This is a genomic window from Pseudogulbenkiania sp. MAI-1 (assembly GCF_000527175.1).
Lineage (GTDB): Bacteria > Pseudomonadota > Gammaproteobacteria > Burkholderiales > Chromobacteriaceae > Pseudogulbenkiania.
In genome coordinates this window covers 2,239,608-2,253,785 of record NZ_AZUR01000001.1, presented here as the reverse complement: position 1 = coordinate 2,253,785, position 14,178 = coordinate 2,239,608, and the positions used below count along the sequence as shown (strand labels likewise).

Sequence of the window (14,178 nt, the reverse complement as noted above, 5' to 3'; positions counted from 1 at the left end):
GCGAGGAAGGGGTGAGTAGATGGGGGCGGATATTTATTCCCGCATTCGTCAGGTAGCGTTTGAGCTGGTTGGTGAGGGTGTTTGGCCGACGGTCATCGAAGTCCGTGCACGATTGGGTACCGGATCGAACACCACGATCAACAATACGCTGAAGGAGTGGCGGCAGGAGTTCCTGTCGCGCATGGCGGTGTCCTCGCGCCGGCCGGACTGGCCGGCGGGCTTGGCCGAAGCCTTCGAGCAGGTCTGGCAGCGCGCCTGCGACGAGTCCGACAGCCGCCTGGAGTCGGTCCGGCAGGAGTGGCAGGCGGAGCTGGCGGCAGAAAAGAAGGCGCACGAGGAATCGCGTCACGCGCTCGAGAACGCCGAACTTGCCCTGGTCGCCGCACGGCACGAACTGGATATGGAGTCGGCCAAGCTGACCGCCATGGCGGCGCAGCTGAAATCCGAGGAGGCGCAGCGGGCATCGTTGGAGCAGACGCTGCGAGACAGGGAGTCCGCACTGGAGAAGGCGTTGGCCCAGGCCGACAAGATCCGGCAAGAGGCCGAGGGGCGGTTCTCCGAGTTCAAGGAACAGGCCGGGCGCCTTGTCCAGCAGGAAAAAGAAGAAAGCGCGCGGCGCGAGGCGCTGGCTTATGAGCGCCTGGAGGGCTTGCGCGTGCGTCTTTACGAGCAGGTGGAGGAAGAGCGCCAGCAGATGAAGACGGAGGTGGGGCGCCTGGAGGGGGAGCTGGCCGCCGCCCGCAAGGAGGCGAGCCGGATGAATGCCCAATGGCAGGAGCGGCTGACCGATCGCGAGCGGGAGTGCGGGCGCTTGTCGGCACGCCTCGAAACGCTCGAGGAGCAGCGCGATCAGCTGCAGCGCATGCTGGACAACGAGACGCAGGCCCGGCATCGGCTCAACGAGCAGTTGCTGGAAATGTCATCCGTGGTCAGCCGTTCGGAGACGGAGCGCAGGGCCGTCCTGCAGGAATATCTCGAACAGCTGGTCCGGGACCTTGGCGGCGAGGCGGCCGAGGTCTCGGCTATGGATGTCATGGCCTTGCGGCAATGGCTGGAGGCGCGGGTGCCGCGTTAAAGGTGCGACTCCGCGAACAGCCGGCCAAGCGGCGCCACGATGCTTTCGAGGAAGCGGGCGTCGATCTCGTCGAACTCGTTCAGATACTCGGAGTCGACATCCAGCACGGCAGCAACCTGGCCATCCGGGGCGTGTACCGGGACGACGATCTCCGAACGGGAGCTCGACGAGCAGGCGATATGCCCCGGGAAGGCATCGACGTCGGGCACGACCAGGGTGCGGTTCTCTTGCCACGCCGTGCCGCAGACGCCCTTGCCGAACGGGATGCGCGTGCAGGCGATCGGCCCTTGGAACGGAGCGAGCACCAGTTCGCCGTTCTTGACGACGTAAAAACCCACCCATAGCCAGTCGAAAGTCATCTTGAGGGCGGCGCACAGGTTGGCCAGTGCGGCGGTCTGGTCGGTTTCATGTGCCAGCAGGGATTGCGTTTGCGGCAGCAGTGCCTGGTATTTTTCGGTCTTGCTGTTGCCTTCGATAATCAGTTGTTCGGCCATCTCGGGTCTCGATGCGGGGCGTGTCGTTGGGGGTGGACATATTGCCATGAAAAAGCCCGACCGGGCTGCCTGTCTAGCGTGACAGGCGCTCCGGTCGGGCCGTTGCGGCCGCAGCCGTGATGATTACATGGTGTGCTGGCCGCCGTTGATGGCGAGGTTGGCGCCGGTCATGAAACCGGACACGTCAGAAGCCAGGTAGGAGACCAGGCCGGCGATTTCTTCCGGCTTGCCCAGGCGGCCCACCGGGATTTGCGCGATGATCTTGTTGCGCACGTCTTCCGGCACCGCCATGACCATGTCGGTGGCGATGTAGCCGGGGGAGATGGTGTTGACGGTCACGCCCTTCTTGGCTACTTCCTGGGCCAGAGCCATGGTGAAGCCGTGCATGCCGGCCTTGGCGGCGGAGTAGTTGGTCTGGCCGAACTGGCCTTTCTGGCCGTTGATGGACGAAATATTGATCACGCGGCCCCAGCCGCGCTCCATCATGCCGTCGATCACCGGCTTGGTCATGTTGAAGACCGAGTCCAGGTTGGTGCTGATGACGGCACTCCAGTCTTCCTTGGTCAGGCGCTTGAAGGTGGCGTCGCGGGTAATGCCGGCGTTGTTGACCAGAATGTCGACCGGACCCACTTCCTGGGTGATTTTCTCGACCATGGCCTGGCAGGCGGCGGTGTCGGTGACGTCACACTGGTAGGCGTAAGCCTGATAGCCGGCCTCCTTCATGTCGGCCAGCCAGGCTTGTTCCTTGCCCGGTTTGCTGTAAGTGGTTACCACGATATGGCCTGCCGCGGCGAGGGCCTTGCAAATGGACGTGCCGATACCGCCCATGCCGCCCGAAACCAATGCAATTCGCTTTGCCATTACTCGTCTCCTGTCAGTGTCAATTGTGCGCCCTCAGGGGGAGGTCGCTAGTTATCCAGCTCTTTGAACAGGAGAATAGAGACATTGCCAGCCTTTGTAAATCGTCAGTGCATTCGCATAATTTATGCGATTATCTTGTTGAGCTCGCTCGTTAGACGTTGTAACAATTCCATGCGAAACTGGCTTATTTTTCCGCTTTTGGCGGCTTCCTTGATGGCGCAGTCCGGCTCGGCCAGATGCGCGCAATTGTGAAAACGGCACTGTCCGATAAAAGGACGCATTTCCGGGAAATAATGAACCAGATCAACCGCTTCCAGGTGCTTCAGGCCGAATTCCTGCAGGCCGGGAGAGTCGATCAGATGGCTGTCTTCATCGAGATGGTACAGCGCGGCATGGGTGGTGGTGTGCCGGCCGGAGTCCAGCGCGGTGGAAATGTCTCCGATGCGGGCGCCGGCATCGGGCAGTAGCGCGTTGGTCAGCGTGGACTTGCCCATGCCGGACTGTCCAACAAAAACCGAAGTGTGGCCGGAGAGCAGCGGACGCAATTCGTCCACGCTCCGTTTGGCCGACAGGCTGAGGATGTGGTAGCCCAGTTCCTGGTACATTTCGAGCTTTTGCAGCCAGACGGCGGTTTCCGGCAGGTCCGACTTGTTGACCAGGATGATGGGTTCGATGTCGGCAGCTTCGGCGGCAATCAGGCCGCGGTTGAGAAATTCCTCGCTGGGGGTGGGCACCGCCGCCGTCACGAACAGAATGCGCGTCACGTTGGCCGCAATCATCTTGGTTTTCCAGTCGTCCTGGCGGTAGAGCAGGCTGCGCCGTTCCTGTGCACCTTCGATGACGGCCTGCTCTTCGTTCTGGATCAGGATGTCGACGAAGTCGCCACAGGCGTAATCGACCCGCTTGCCGCGGGTGGTGCAGTCGTAGGTGCGGCCGGCGGTTTCGACGATGAAGCGGCGGCCGTAACTGCGGATGATCTGTCCGGTTTGTTTCATGAAGGTCTGTTCAGCAGGGCTTCCGTTTTCGCCGCGCAGATGAAGTCGTTGAGGGTGAGACCGTTGGCGTCGTGGGTGCTGAAATGGACGACGGCGCGGTTGTAATGGACCGACAGGTCCGGATGGTGATCTTCCTGGTGGGCAATCCAGGCCAGGGCGTTCACGAAGGCCATGGTTTCGTAATAGTTGCCGAAACGGAAGGTCTTGGTGAGCTCGATGCCCTGGATCTCCCAGCCGGGTAGGGTGGCTAGGTGTTGTTGCTGGGTGGCACTGTCCAGCGGGCTCTTGCCGTGCTGGGCTTGGCAATGCATTTGAACGAGATTCATGCGGGCTCTCCTTTCAGGTGGGCGATGCGCAGCGCCGCCGGCGGGTGCGAATCGTAAAAGGCCGAATGCAAGGGATCGGGGGTCAGCGTCGAAGCATTGTCCCGGTACAGCTTGACCAGGGCCGAGGCCAGCGCATCGGCAGAGACCTGGTCGGCGGCAAAATCGTCGGCCTCGTATTCATGGCGCCGCGACAACATGCTGGACAGCGGCGTCAGCGGGAAGGTGAAGGCGGGTATCACCATGAAGAACAACACCAGGGCCAGGGCATTGCTCTGGCTCGTCAGGCCCAGGCCCTGGTAGAACCAGGGGGCGCCGATCAGTTGGCCGAGAATGAACAGGAAGCCCAGGGAAAGCACGAAGGTAAGCGCGATGCGCTTGGTGACGTGCTTTTTGCGGAAGTGTCCCAACTCGTGGGCCAGCACGGCCTCGATTTCGTCGTGCTCCAGGCGCTCGAGCAGCGTGTCGAAGAATACGATGCGCTTGCTCGCACCGAAGCCGGTGAAGTAGGCGTTGCCGTGGCTGGAGCGGGTGGACCCGTCCATGACGAAGATGCCCTGGCTCTTGAAGCCGCAGCGCGCGAGCAGCGTGTCGATGCGTTGACTCAGTTCCTCGTCTTGCAGCGGCTGGAACTTGTTGAACAGGGGGGCGATCAGCGTCGGGTAGAGGGCGACCAGCAGCACACTGAAACCGCTCCAGAGCAGCCATACCCATAGCCACCACAGGCTGCCCATCATCGACATCAGCCACAGTACCAGCAGTAGCAGCGGCGCCCCGATCAGCACACCCAGCAGCGAGCGCTTGATCAGGTCGAGGAGGAACAACCGGGGCGTCATCGTGTTGAAGCCGAAGCGCGCCTCGATGCCGAAGGTGCTGGCGAGGCTGAACGGCAAGGTGACTACGCCCGAAATCAGGCTGACCGAACCGATCAGGATCAGCCCGCGCAGGATGTCGGCCTCGACGAGGCTGGCCGAGAAGTGCCAGAGCTGCTGCAAGCCGCCACCCAGCGTCAGGATCAGGATCAATGCGGCATCGGCAACCGCGTTGACCATGCCAAGCCGAGTCTTGGCGACGGTGTAGTCGGCCGCGCGTTGGTGCGCATCCAGCGGGATGCTGTCGGCGAAGCCGGCGGGAACATGCTGGCGATGGCTGAGGATGTGGTGGGTATGGCGCCGGGCCAGCCACAGCTTGAGCGCCAGGGAGGCGCCGAGGGCGAGCAGGAAGGCGTAGGTAAAGGCGTCTGTCATGAGAAAAAGTGCGCGGTGTTTGCCGGATGTGCGGCAATCGCGGAAAATACGATCGTTTAGAAAGATGGATCAGTATGGCACAAGATCAAAACAACCTCATCTGGGTCGACATGGAAATGACCGGCCTGAATCCCGATAGCGACCGCATCATCGAGATCGCCGCGGTCGTCACCGACAGCCAGCTCAACGTGCTGGCCGAGTCGCCGGTGCTGGCGATTCACCAGCCGGACAGCGTGCTGGATGGCATGGACGAGTGGAACAAATCGACACACGCCCGATCCGGGTTGATCGAGCGGGTCAAGGCCTCTACCCTGAGCGAGGTCGATGCCGAGGAACTGATGCTGGCGTTCCTGCAGGAATACGTTCCGGCCAAGACCTCGCCGATGTGCGGCAACTCGATTTGCCAGGACCGCCGCTTCATGGCGCGCGGCATGCCGCGGCTCGAGGTGTTCTTCCATTACCGCAACCTGGACGTTTCCACGCTGAAGGAACTGTGCAAGCGCTGGAAGCCCGAGGTGGCGCGCGGCGTGGTGAAGAAAGGCCGTCACCAGGCGCTGGCCGACATCCTCGAATCGATCGAGGAATTGAAATACTACCGCGAACATTTCATCAAGCTCTGAGCCTTGCCGGCCCGCTCTGAGCGGGCCGTTTCCACTGGATTTTCCGATGCTGGATTACCGCCGTCACGACATCAACAGTTCCCCGGTCTGGGCCAAGCTGCATCAGCACCAGCGCGCCACGCGCCACATGCATATGCGCGAGCTGTTCCAGCTGGACCCGCAACGTTTCGGGCGTTTTTCGCTGGAAGTGGACGGTCTGCTGCTGGATTACTCCAAGAACCGCATGACCGAGCGCACCTTCGAACTGCTGTTCGAGCTGGCCGAAGCGGTGAACCTGCGGGGCTGGATGGAGTCGATGCGCCGCGGCGAACGCATCAATGTCAGCGAGGATCGCGCGGTGCTGCACACGGCGCTGCGACTACCCGCGGACGCCTCGCTGGAGGTGGGTGGGGTGGACGTGGTGCCGCAGGTGCATGCGGTGCTGCAGCGTTTGCGCCGCTTCAGCGAGCGGGTGCGTTCCGGCGAATGGCGCGGCTACACCGGTTTGCCGGTGAAGGACGTGGTCAACCTGGGAATCGGCGGCTCCGACCTGGGGCCACTGGTGGTGGCCGAGGCGTTGGGGCCATATGCCCATCCCGACCTGACGGTGCACTTCGTCTCCAACGTCGATGGGCAGCATATCGCCCGCACGCTGGAGAAACTCGATCCGCGCACCACGCTGTTCATCGTGGCCTCGAAGTCGTTCACCACACTGGAAACCCTGCTCAACGCCCGGGCGGCGCGGCAGTGGTTCCTGCAGTCGGCAACGGAGGCGGATATCGCGCGTCATTTCGTCGCGGTGTCGACCAACGGTGAAGCCGTCGCGGCATTCGGCATCGATCCGGAGAACATGTTCGGCTTCTGGGACTGGGTCGGCGGGCGCTATTCGGTCTGGTCAGCCATCGGTCTGCCGGTGATGCTGGCGGTGGGCTTCGAGCGTTTCGCCGAGTTCCTGGCCGGCGGTCATGCGATGGACCAGCACTTTTTCAACGCGCCGTTCGAGCGCAACATGCCGGTGATCCTGGCGCTGATCGGTGTCTGGTACAACACCTTCTACGGCGCGCATACTCACGCCATCATGCCCTACGACCACGGCCTGCGCCGTTTGCCGGCGCATATCCAGCAGCTGGACATGGAGTCCAACGGCAAGCGGGTGGGACGCTATGGCGAGCGGCTGGATTTCGAGACCGGCCCGGTGATCTGGGGCGAGGAGGGGGTGAACAGCCAGCACGCCTTCTTCCAGTTGTTGCACCAGGGGACCCGTCTGGTGCCGTGCGACTTCATCGTCCCGATGAACAGCCACTACCGGGTCGACCAGCAGCATGCCGTGCTGGTGGCCAACTGCCTGGCGCAGACCGAGGCGCTGATGCGCGGCAAGGCCGAGGCCGAGGTGATGGCGGAACTGTCCGATCTGTCGGGCGACCGCCTCGACATGCTGCTGCCACAGAAGCTGTTCCCCGGCAATCAGCCGTCCAACACGCTGGCCATCGACAAGCTGACGCCGCACGCGCTGGGCATGCTGATGGCCTTGTACGAGCACAAGGTGTTCGTGCAGGGGGTGATCTGGGGGATCAATTCTTTCGACCAATGGGGCGTGGAGTATGGCAAGCAGCTGGCGCGGCGCATCCTGCCGGAGCTGTCGTCCGACGGCGAACTGAGGCACGACAGTTCCACCAACGGCCTGATCGCCCACTTCCGGAGTCGTCATGAGCACTGAGTTCGAACTGGCTCGCCAACTGGGTGAGCGCCTGCTGGCGCGCGGCGAAAGCGTGACGCTGGCCGAGTCCTGCACGGCTGGGCGCATCGCCGGCGCCATTACCGATATTGCCGGCAGCTCAGCCTGGTTCGGCTACGGCTTCGTGACCTACAGCAACGACGCCAAGCAGCAGTTGCTCGGCGTCAGGGCCGAGACCCTGGACGCAGACGGGGCGGTGAGCGAACGCACCGTGCGGGAAATGGCCGATGGGGCTCTGCAGCGTTCCGGCGCCGACTGGGCGCTGGCCGTGTCGGGCATCGCCGGACCGACGGGCGGTTCCGCCGCCAAGCCGGTGGGAATGGTGTGGTTCGCCTTGGCGAGTCGCCACGGTGCGGCCGAGGCGTTCGTCTGCCATTTTACCGGCGACCGGCTGGCGGTGCGCCGGCAGGCGGTGGAAACGGCGTTGTCGCGGCTGATACAGGCGATCGATCGGCAATCTCTGACGGCATGAGCCTGTGCTCGAGCTGCCTCTTCACGTGAACGCCGGTTTTTCCGGCGTTTTTCATGCCTCCTCGTCGCTGCATGGGCCCTTTGCTTTTCCCTGCCGGGCGCGCGGGTGGGCTGCGTCGTAGACCTTGGCCAGGTGCTGGAAGTCGAGGCTGGTGTAGATCTGCGTGGTGGACAGGTTGGCGTGGCCGAGCAGTTCCTGCACGGCGCGCAGGTCGCCGGACGATTGCAGCAGGTGGCTGGCGAAGGAGTGGCGCAGCATGTGCGGATGCACGTGGCGATCGCTGCCGTGCCGTAGGGCCCACTGCTCCAGGCGCTTCTCTACCTGGCGCCCGGACAGGCGGCGCCCGCTCTTGCCGGTGAAGACGGCGCGCTCGCCGGGGGCGGCGGGGCGGATGGCCAGCCACTCTTCCAGTGCTGCTCTGGCCTGGCGTCCGATCGGCAGGATGCGGGTCTTGCTGCCCTTGCCGTGCGCAGTGAGCAGGCCTTCCGCCAGGTCGAGGTCGTCCAGATCGAGGCCGGTGAGCTCCGACAGGCGCAGGCCGGAGGAGTAGAGCAGCTCGAACATGGCCTTGTCACGCAGAGCCAGTTCGTCTTCGGGATCGGCCGGCGCATCGAGCAGGGCGTTGGCGGCATCGACCGGCAGGGCCTTGGGGAGTGTTTTGGGCTTTTTCGGTGGGCGAATACCCTGGCAGGGGTTTGCCACGGTCTGTTTCTTCTCGATCAGCCAGTCGAAAAATCCCCGCCAGGCGGACAGCATGCGCGCCAGGCTACGACCGACCAGGCCCTTGGCGTGGAGTCGGGCCACGGCGAGACGGATATGCTGCGCCGTAAGTGCGGCAGGAGCCGGCCCGGGTTGCAAGGCGGCCAGGGCCTGCAGGTCGCGGCGATAGGCGCTGCGCGTATGCGGGCTCTTGCCGGCCAGTTGCAGTGCCAGATCGTAAGCGGCAATCTGCTGTTCCCAGGCTTGGGCGGCAACCGGTCCTTCCGGTGGGGTGGGGCGGTCCTCGGGGTATGTGGACATGGCAAAGAGTCTTGGTGGCGGGCAGGGCAGCAAAAAGCCGCCCGGTTGTCGGAGGGGCGGCTGCGTGGATGCTCGTGGGGAGAGGCTACTGCCTGACGAATTCGTTCTCGATATCCTCGAGGGTGATCGCCCATGAGTCCATCATGTAGCGCAGCAGGGCCATTTCCGGGTCGCTGATCTGGCCGTCGGACTTGGTGACGTCGATGGCCAGGGCGCAGGCCAGAATGCGCCGGCTGCGGTCGGTGACATCCGCCAGCAAGTCGTCGATGCGTTCCTTGTCGATGAGATGGATGGTGCCATCCTGTTCATCGGCCTCGTCCGAGATGTCGTCACAATAGCTGATCAGCACATCCATGAATTGCTTGCGGGTGAGTCCCAGAACATCGTAGACGTTCAGTTCCTCGAGCGCTTCGATTTCATGGTGATCCATTTCGCCATCGGTGACCAGGAACATGGCCAGCAATCGGGCTATGGCTTCGGAACTGTTGGGCGGGTAAGGTCTCATGATGCCACTACTCCTTGTTGTTCTCGCAGAAAGCGCGTCACAAACACCCCAGGCATGGGCGCGATCTTCCGTTTGTCGTAATCGAAGAAGACGATCCCGGTTTTCAATCTTGCCACTTCATGCCCGGTCTTACCATGGCTTGCCTGATAAATCAGGTCGAAACCGTATTTGTTGGGGTCGGCAAAGCCTAGCTGGAAATGCAAGGTTTCGCCATGAAAAACCTCTGCCTTGTAGACGATGGCGGCATCGGTCATGATGATGCCGTGGCCCTCCACGTCGAGCTCGCTATATCCGTGAGTCTTGAAGAACCGAAGGCGGGCCTCGTGAGCCAGCCGTAGTAGGGCATCGTTGGCGAGATGTCCCCCGTAATTGATATCACCTATCCTGATATCGAGGAGAGTTTCGAAAACGAATGCCTCTGGCAAGGGGATCTCGATGCGGGCCATGGTCGGTTCCGGATCAAATACGGAAGAGTCTACTCACGTCCTTAACCTGCATCAACAAGGGAACGTGCCGGTTTTGATACATTGCGGTCGGTAGGACATTGTCAACAAGGAGCGTGTCATGTACCAGCGAATCTACGTACCGGTGGATGATAGTGAAACTTCCAACCTGGCCTTGGCTGAGGCTTGCAAGCTTGCAAAAGAAGTCGGCGCCAAGGTGTGTCTCGCCCATGTCGTCGACCTGGCCCAGTTTGGTTGGGGGGGGACCGAGTTCCTCGATGCATCGGAGTTGCAGGCTTCGATCAAGCAGGCCGGTGAGAAGGTGTTGTCCCAGGCCGAGTCCAGGGCACAGACCTTGGGCGTACAGGCAGAAGGAAAGATTCTGGAAAGCTGGGGCGACAAGATTGCCTCGGTGCTGATCGAGGACCTGCAGAATTGGCAGGCGGATCTGGTCGTCATGGGGACGCATGGCTGGAGCGGCCTGATGCATCTCTTGATGGGCAGTGTGGCCGAAGGCGTTCTGAAGCAAGTCGACGTTCCGGTGCTTCTGGTGCGTAACGCCGGCGATTGATGCACCCGGCCCGGGCCCGGCGCTGGCCCCTCCTCGGTGCGGGACACCGGGGAGGGGCGGCTGGCTATCAGCCGGTAACCGATTCCGACGACGAGGAGGTGGAGCCTTCCGTCGCGTCCAGCTTGGCACGTACCGCCTTGCGCAGACTCTTGTACAGGTCCGGGTGGGTCTCTTTGAGGTATTCGACGATTTCGAAGTCCTCGCGGCGTACCCGGGTCAGATCCACTTGCTCGACATGAACGAGACGCAGCAGTTCGCGTACCGGTTTGGGCATGTTGCGGCCGCTTTCATAGCGGGAACCGCCCGATTGGGTGACGCCGATGCGGCTCCAGAATTCCTGCTGGTTCAGGCCAAGTTTGCGCCGGATCTCGCGGGGATTGGTGATTTTCTCAAACAGTTTCATGGTAAGCCTCGTAAAATTGGTAACCGGTCTTGATAAGTGTTTTTATTGGGTGCTGCTATATAAAAAATAGCAGAAAAAATCCATTAGGAATATTAGAGTGCGCAAAAAAATTTAGTTCCCGTGTTCCCTGTTGGAATATCGCGCATTCCTTATGTTGCAAGCCGACAGAACCGGTTGCCTGGGCGACGGGAACAGCTGATCGTCCGGCTGGACTGCTGGTCTTTGCAAAGCAAAAAGAGGGAGGGGTGGCGAGCCCGACCCCCGGCACTTGCACTGAATAACTGTGGCTGCTTCCTTCCGGACCTGACCAGGTTCGCTATTGTGCAATGCGGGGAGGCCCGCCATTGAAGGTTAAAAATTATATCCCTTTAACATGGGTTTGACAAGTGCTTATTTCGGGAATGCAGCTATTCTGCGCTCCGGCATGAAACGGGTGGCAGGATCATGGTTTGACACCATGCTCAGCAAACCAGTTCAGCATCTTGCTCCAGCCGTCACGGGCGGCCTCGGCGTTGTAGCTGGGGCGGTAGTCGGCATTGAAGCCGTGCTCGGCATTCGGGTATAGGACGATGCGCGAAGGGCTGCCGGCCTTGGCGAGCCGGTTTTGCATGTCCTTGACGGTGTCGACAGGGATGCCCTTGTCGAGTCCTCCGTACAGGCCTAGTACAGGGGCCTGCAACTGATCCGCGAGGTCCAGTGGGTGCTTGGGGGTCATGTCGCTGCTGGCGGCCGTCAGCCGGCCGTACCATGCCGCGCCGGCCTTGATCGACTGCGAGTGCGCGGCGTACAGCCACACGATGCGTCCGCCCCAGCAGAAGCCGGTAATGGCTGCGCGCTTGGCATCTCCGCCGTTGCTGCCCGCCCAGGCCAGCGTGGCGTCGAGATCCTGCATGACCTGTTTGTCCGGGACCTTGCTGACAAGCTTGGCGATGAGTTCTTCCGTGGTGGTGTACTGACGCGGGTTTCCCTGGCGGAAATAGAGTTCGGGAGCAATGGCAAGGTAGCCTGCCTTGGCGAGCCGCCGGCACAGATCCTGGATGTGCTCGTGCACGCCGAAGATTTCCTGAACGACCAGAACGACAGGCAAAGCCCCCTTGGGGGTGGCCGGCCGGGCCATGTAAGCGGGGAGGGTGCCGTCTTTCACCGGTACGCCGACAGGGCCTGTGGTCAGGCCGGCGCTGTCGGTGACGATGGTGCCGGCCATGACGGGCTGAACGGCGAGCGCAAAGCCCGCGCCTATCGCCAGTTGCAAGAAATGGCGGCGTTCGTCGTCGGCGTCGGGGGTGGGGAATTGGGTCGGGAGCATGGTGCGATTCTCCGGCTGGGTGGTGAAAGCATGCTAGATCAAATCCGTAGGGTCGACCAGGGAACGCTGCAGGGCCTGTTCCCAGTGTTCGTCAGGCGGGCGCAGTTCATTCGCCATCCTCGGGAGGGCAGGGCATGGGCGTGCATGTCTTCCCGGACAGTGACGGACGCTTAGGGGGCGGTGACGGCTGCCGAGGCGGCGTCGAGTGGCAAAAACTGCAGCAGGGGCGCGCCCACCAGAACCTGGCCGTAGTTGATGGCGGCGCGGCGGTATTTCTCGTCGGAGAAGGCGGCCAGGAGGTCCAGCCGGCCGACGATCTTGCCGAATTCCCTCTCGAACGTCAGGTTGCGCTCGGTCTCGGTGAGTTCGTTCGCCAGCAGCAGGGGCTTGCCGTCTCCTCCCTTGCGGGTGGCGAGCAGCCACGCCGCCACTTCGATATTGTAGGAAGCGTTGGCGAGCTTGCCGGCGTCGAGGCCATCCAGCAGGTAGTGCTCGGTCTTGCCGCCGTAGCTGTCGAGCAGCATGCTGCCCAGACCGTAAACCAGGGTGCCGGCGCGGTCACCCTTGAAGTTCGGGTCGAACGCCGTGGTGAGTGCGGCTACCGCGCGCACCTTGCCCAGCGCCGGCAGCGGCTGATTATGGCGGATGGCCTGCATGACTTGCCGGTGCGCTTCTTCGCGGCTGTCCAGGCCGGCGGCCCGCCAGCTGGATGGGTTGCGCTTGTAGAGCTTGTCGAGCAGCAGGCTCAGGCTGTCCAGGTTGTCGCGCATGATCAGGTTGGCCACGCGGTTGCCGTCGCTCTGCCCTAGTTGTTCGATACTGAAACCATCACCGCTGACCGGCTTCTTTCCCGGCGGGGCGGAGCAGGCGGCGAGCAGCCCGAGCAGGCTCAGCGAGATCAAGCGGACGAGAGAGCGGTGGATGTGGGGCACGGGAGGCCTGGCGCGGTAACGGTCTCGCCGTATGTTGCATGGTGGGGGTGGTTGAGGCAAGCATCGGCGGCGGTGCCTGCCCCATGAGCCGGGCTCAGTGCGGCTTGGATGGGTTGTCGAACCCCAGCGCCGCCCAGCCTTCGTGTCCCAGTCGCTTCATCGTCTCGATATTCTTTTCGTAGATCGCGTCGGCTTCGGGGAAGGCTTCGACCGCGCGGTCGATGCTGCTTTCGCGCAGCAGGTGCAGTGTCGGATAGGGCGAGCGGTTGGTGTAATTCTCGATGTCGTCTTTTTCGGTGCCTTCGAACTGGTAGTCCGGGTGGAAGCTGGCGACCTGCAAGGTGCCGGCGTAGCCCAGTTCTTCGACGACCTCATCGGCAATGTCGAGGAAGTCGTTGTAGTCCAGGAAGTCGGTCAGGATGTCCGGGTGGATCAGCAGGGTGGTGTCGATCTCTTCCGGATCGGTGTCGGCGAGCAGTTGCAGCTCGCGTTCGAGCTCTTCCAGCAGCGCGTCGATGTGCGGGGCGTGGCTGACGACGAAGCGCACCTGGTTCTTGACGTAGACGGATTTGGCGAACGGGCACAGGTTGAGGCCGATGACGGCTTTTTCCACCCAGAGGCGGGTGGCGGCGATGATGTCGTTGTCGCTGGGAGTGGTCATGTCGAGGTCCGGCGGGTAAGGGAATGGACTTATTGTAGACAGGCATGAAAAAACCCGGAACCAGTCCGGGTTTTCTCTGAAACGCTTAGTCGCGGTAAGAATTACAGCGGCTGAATGTTCGAAGCTTGCTTGCCCTTCGGACCCATGGTCACGTCGAAGCTAACACGCTGGTTTTCGGCCAGGGTCTTGAAGCCGTTGGCCTTGATCTGGGAGAAGTGAGCGAAGATGTCGTCGCCGCCTTCGTCCGGGGTGATGAAGCCGAAGCCTTTGGAGTCATTGAACCACTTAACGGTACCAGTTGCCATGGTATTTCCCATCTATAAAAAACGATTGAACTTAAGTGCATGAAAATCAAGGGAAATGGCGAACTGAGGTACGGACTTAGGCCAGACGACAACTACACATCTACGACTTGAAAATCTTGCGTGGAGGATAGTGCACCGAGTTGCTGCCCATGGCAAGCGATTTCTGTGTGCGGCCGGAAAATAATCGCTCAGCCGGCTGTCCATGCCTCATTGTCTTGACGCTGGCGGGCT

Annotated in this window: 18 protein-coding genes and 1 other RNA gene; 5 read left to right on the top strand and 14 right to left on the bottom strand. The window is 62.0% G+C overall.

What is annotated here, in order from left to right; translation table 11 throughout:
* Nucleotides 1-19 precede the first annotated feature (19 nt).
* Complete coding sequence (locus PSEMAI1_RS0110585) at nt 20-1,075, top strand: DNA-binding protein (protein ID WP_024302850.1); 1,056 nt, start codon at nt 20-22, stop codon at nt 1,073-1,075.
* On the opposite strand, the gene PSEMAI1_RS0110580 is transcribed toward PSEMAI1_RS0110585, so the two are convergent.
* The 5 genes from PSEMAI1_RS0110580 to PSEMAI1_RS0110560 form a co-directional block, all read right to left on the bottom strand.
* Entirely contained in the window at nt 1,072-1,569 is a 498-nt protein-coding gene (locus PSEMAI1_RS0110580; protein ID WP_024302849.1) for a GAF domain-containing protein, read from the bottom strand. The two genes, PSEMAI1_RS0110585 and PSEMAI1_RS0110580, sit on opposite strands and share 4 nt — an antisense overlap.
* A 123-nt stretch (nt 1,570-1,692) precedes the next feature.
* Complete coding sequence (locus PSEMAI1_RS0110575; protein ID WP_024302848.1) at nt 1,693-2,430, bottom strand: beta-ketoacyl-ACP reductase; 738 nt, start codon at nt 2,428-2,430, stop codon at nt 1,693-1,695.
* Nucleotides 2,431-2,552: 122 nt separating this feature from the next.
* On the bottom strand, nt 2,553-3,425 hold the full coding sequence (gene rsgA / locus PSEMAI1_RS0110570) for a ribosome small subunit-dependent GTPase A (RefSeq protein WP_024302847.1): 873 nt from the start codon (nt 3,423-3,425) through the stop codon (nt 2,553-2,555).
* On the bottom strand, nt 3,422-3,751 hold the full coding sequence (locus PSEMAI1_RS0110565) for a 4a-hydroxytetrahydrobiopterin dehydratase (RefSeq protein WP_024302846.1): 330 nt from the start codon (nt 3,749-3,751) through the stop codon (nt 3,422-3,424). The genes rsgA and PSEMAI1_RS0110565 overlap by 4 nt, the downstream gene beginning before the upstream one ends.
* On the bottom strand, nt 3,748-4,995 hold the full coding sequence (locus PSEMAI1_RS0110560; RefSeq protein ID WP_024302845.1) for a M48 family metallopeptidase: 1,248 nt from the start codon (nt 4,993-4,995) through the stop codon (nt 3,748-3,750). Before PSEMAI1_RS0110560 ends, PSEMAI1_RS0110565 begins: the two co-directional genes overlap by 4 nt.
* A 74-nt stretch (nt 4,996-5,069) precedes the next feature.
* Between PSEMAI1_RS0110560 and orn the strand changes: the two genes are divergently transcribed.
* Genes orn through PSEMAI1_RS0110545 form a run of 3 tightly spaced genes read left to right on the top strand, consistent with a single transcriptional unit; the run spans nt 5,070 to nt 7,801 of the window.
* The gene (orn, locus tag PSEMAI1_RS0110555; RefSeq protein ID WP_024302844.1) at nt 5,070-5,615 is read left to right on the top strand and encodes an oligoribonuclease; all 546 of its coding nucleotides are present in this window, start codon (nt 5,070-5,072) and stop codon (nt 5,613-5,615) included.
* Nucleotides 5,616-5,661: 46 nt separating this feature from the next.
* Nucleotides 5,662-7,311 carry a glucose-6-phosphate isomerase gene (gene pgi / locus PSEMAI1_RS0110550; RefSeq protein ID WP_024302843.1) on the top strand — a complete coding sequence of 550 codons (1,650 nt, stop codon included), beginning with the start codon at nt 5,662-5,664 and terminating at the stop codon, nt 7,309-7,311.
* Nucleotides 7,301-7,801: a CinA family protein gene (locus tag PSEMAI1_RS0110545; RefSeq protein ID WP_024302842.1), complete on the top strand. Its 501-nt coding sequence runs from the start codon at nt 7,301-7,303 to the stop codon at nt 7,799-7,801. The genes pgi and PSEMAI1_RS0110545 overlap by 11 nt, the downstream gene beginning before the upstream one ends.
* 51 nt (nt 7,802-7,852) lie before the next feature.
* Here the strand turns inward: PSEMAI1_RS0110545 and xerC are convergent, their stop codons facing one another.
* The 3 genes from xerC to PSEMAI1_RS0110530 all read right to left on the bottom strand — a co-directional run bounded on the left by xerC (nt 7,853) and on the right by PSEMAI1_RS0110530 (nt 9,772).
* Nucleotides 7,853-8,821, bottom strand: coding sequence for a tyrosine recombinase XerC (gene xerC, locus PSEMAI1_RS0110540; RefSeq protein WP_024302841.1), 969 nt, complete (start codon nt 8,819-8,821; stop codon nt 7,853-7,855).
* 85 nt (nt 8,822-8,906) lie between these two features.
* Entirely contained in the window at nt 8,907-9,326 is a 420-nt protein-coding gene (locus tag PSEMAI1_RS0110535) for a hypothetical protein (RefSeq protein ID WP_024302840.1), read from the bottom strand.
* A complete protein-coding gene (locus PSEMAI1_RS0110530) occupies nt 9,323-9,772 on the bottom strand; it encodes a thioesterase family protein (RefSeq protein ID WP_024302839.1) in 450 nt (149 codons plus the stop codon). The genes PSEMAI1_RS0110535 and PSEMAI1_RS0110530 overlap by 4 nt, the downstream gene beginning before the upstream one ends.
* A 118-nt stretch (nt 9,773-9,890) precedes the next feature.
* Between PSEMAI1_RS0110530 and PSEMAI1_RS0110525 the strand changes: the two genes are divergently transcribed.
* On the top strand, nt 9,891-10,340 hold the full coding sequence (locus PSEMAI1_RS0110525) for a universal stress protein (protein WP_024302838.1): 450 nt from the start codon (nt 9,891-9,893) through the stop codon (nt 10,338-10,340).
* A 67-nt stretch (nt 10,341-10,407) separates the two neighbouring features.
* Here PSEMAI1_RS0110525 and PSEMAI1_RS0110520 read toward each other — a convergent pair whose 3' ends face one another.
* The 6 genes from PSEMAI1_RS0110520 to PSEMAI1_RS0110500 form a co-directional block, all read right to left on the bottom strand.
* On the bottom strand, nt 10,408-10,743 hold the full coding sequence (locus tag PSEMAI1_RS0110520) for a DNA-binding transcriptional regulator (RefSeq protein ID WP_024302837.1): 336 nt from the start codon (nt 10,741-10,743) through the stop codon (nt 10,408-10,410).
* A gap of 244 nt (nt 10,744-10,987) precedes the next feature.
* Nucleotides 10,988-11,086, bottom strand: an RNA gene (gene ffs / locus PSEMAI1_RS21240) — signal recognition particle sRNA small type.
* Between the two features lie 99 nt (nt 11,087-11,185).
* Nucleotides 11,186-12,049: a dienelactone hydrolase family protein gene (locus tag PSEMAI1_RS0110515; RefSeq protein WP_024302836.1), complete on the bottom strand. Its 864-nt coding sequence runs from the start codon at nt 12,047-12,049 to the stop codon at nt 11,186-11,188.
* Nucleotides 12,050-12,219: 170 nt separating this feature from the next.
* Nucleotides 12,220-12,981 carry a hypothetical protein gene (locus PSEMAI1_RS0110510; protein ID WP_024302835.1) on the bottom strand — a complete coding sequence of 254 codons (762 nt, stop codon included), beginning with the start codon at nt 12,979-12,981 and terminating at the stop codon, nt 12,220-12,222.
* Between the two features lie 94 nt (nt 12,982-13,075).
* Complete coding sequence (locus PSEMAI1_RS0110505) at nt 13,076-13,642, bottom strand: DUF1415 domain-containing protein (protein ID WP_024302834.1); 567 nt, start codon at nt 13,640-13,642, stop codon at nt 13,076-13,078.
* Between the two features lie 101 nt (nt 13,643-13,743).
* Entirely contained in the window at nt 13,744-13,947 is a 204-nt protein-coding gene (locus PSEMAI1_RS0110500; RefSeq protein WP_008952804.1) for a cold-shock protein, read from the bottom strand.
* Nucleotides 13,948-14,178: the final 231 nt, after the last annotated feature.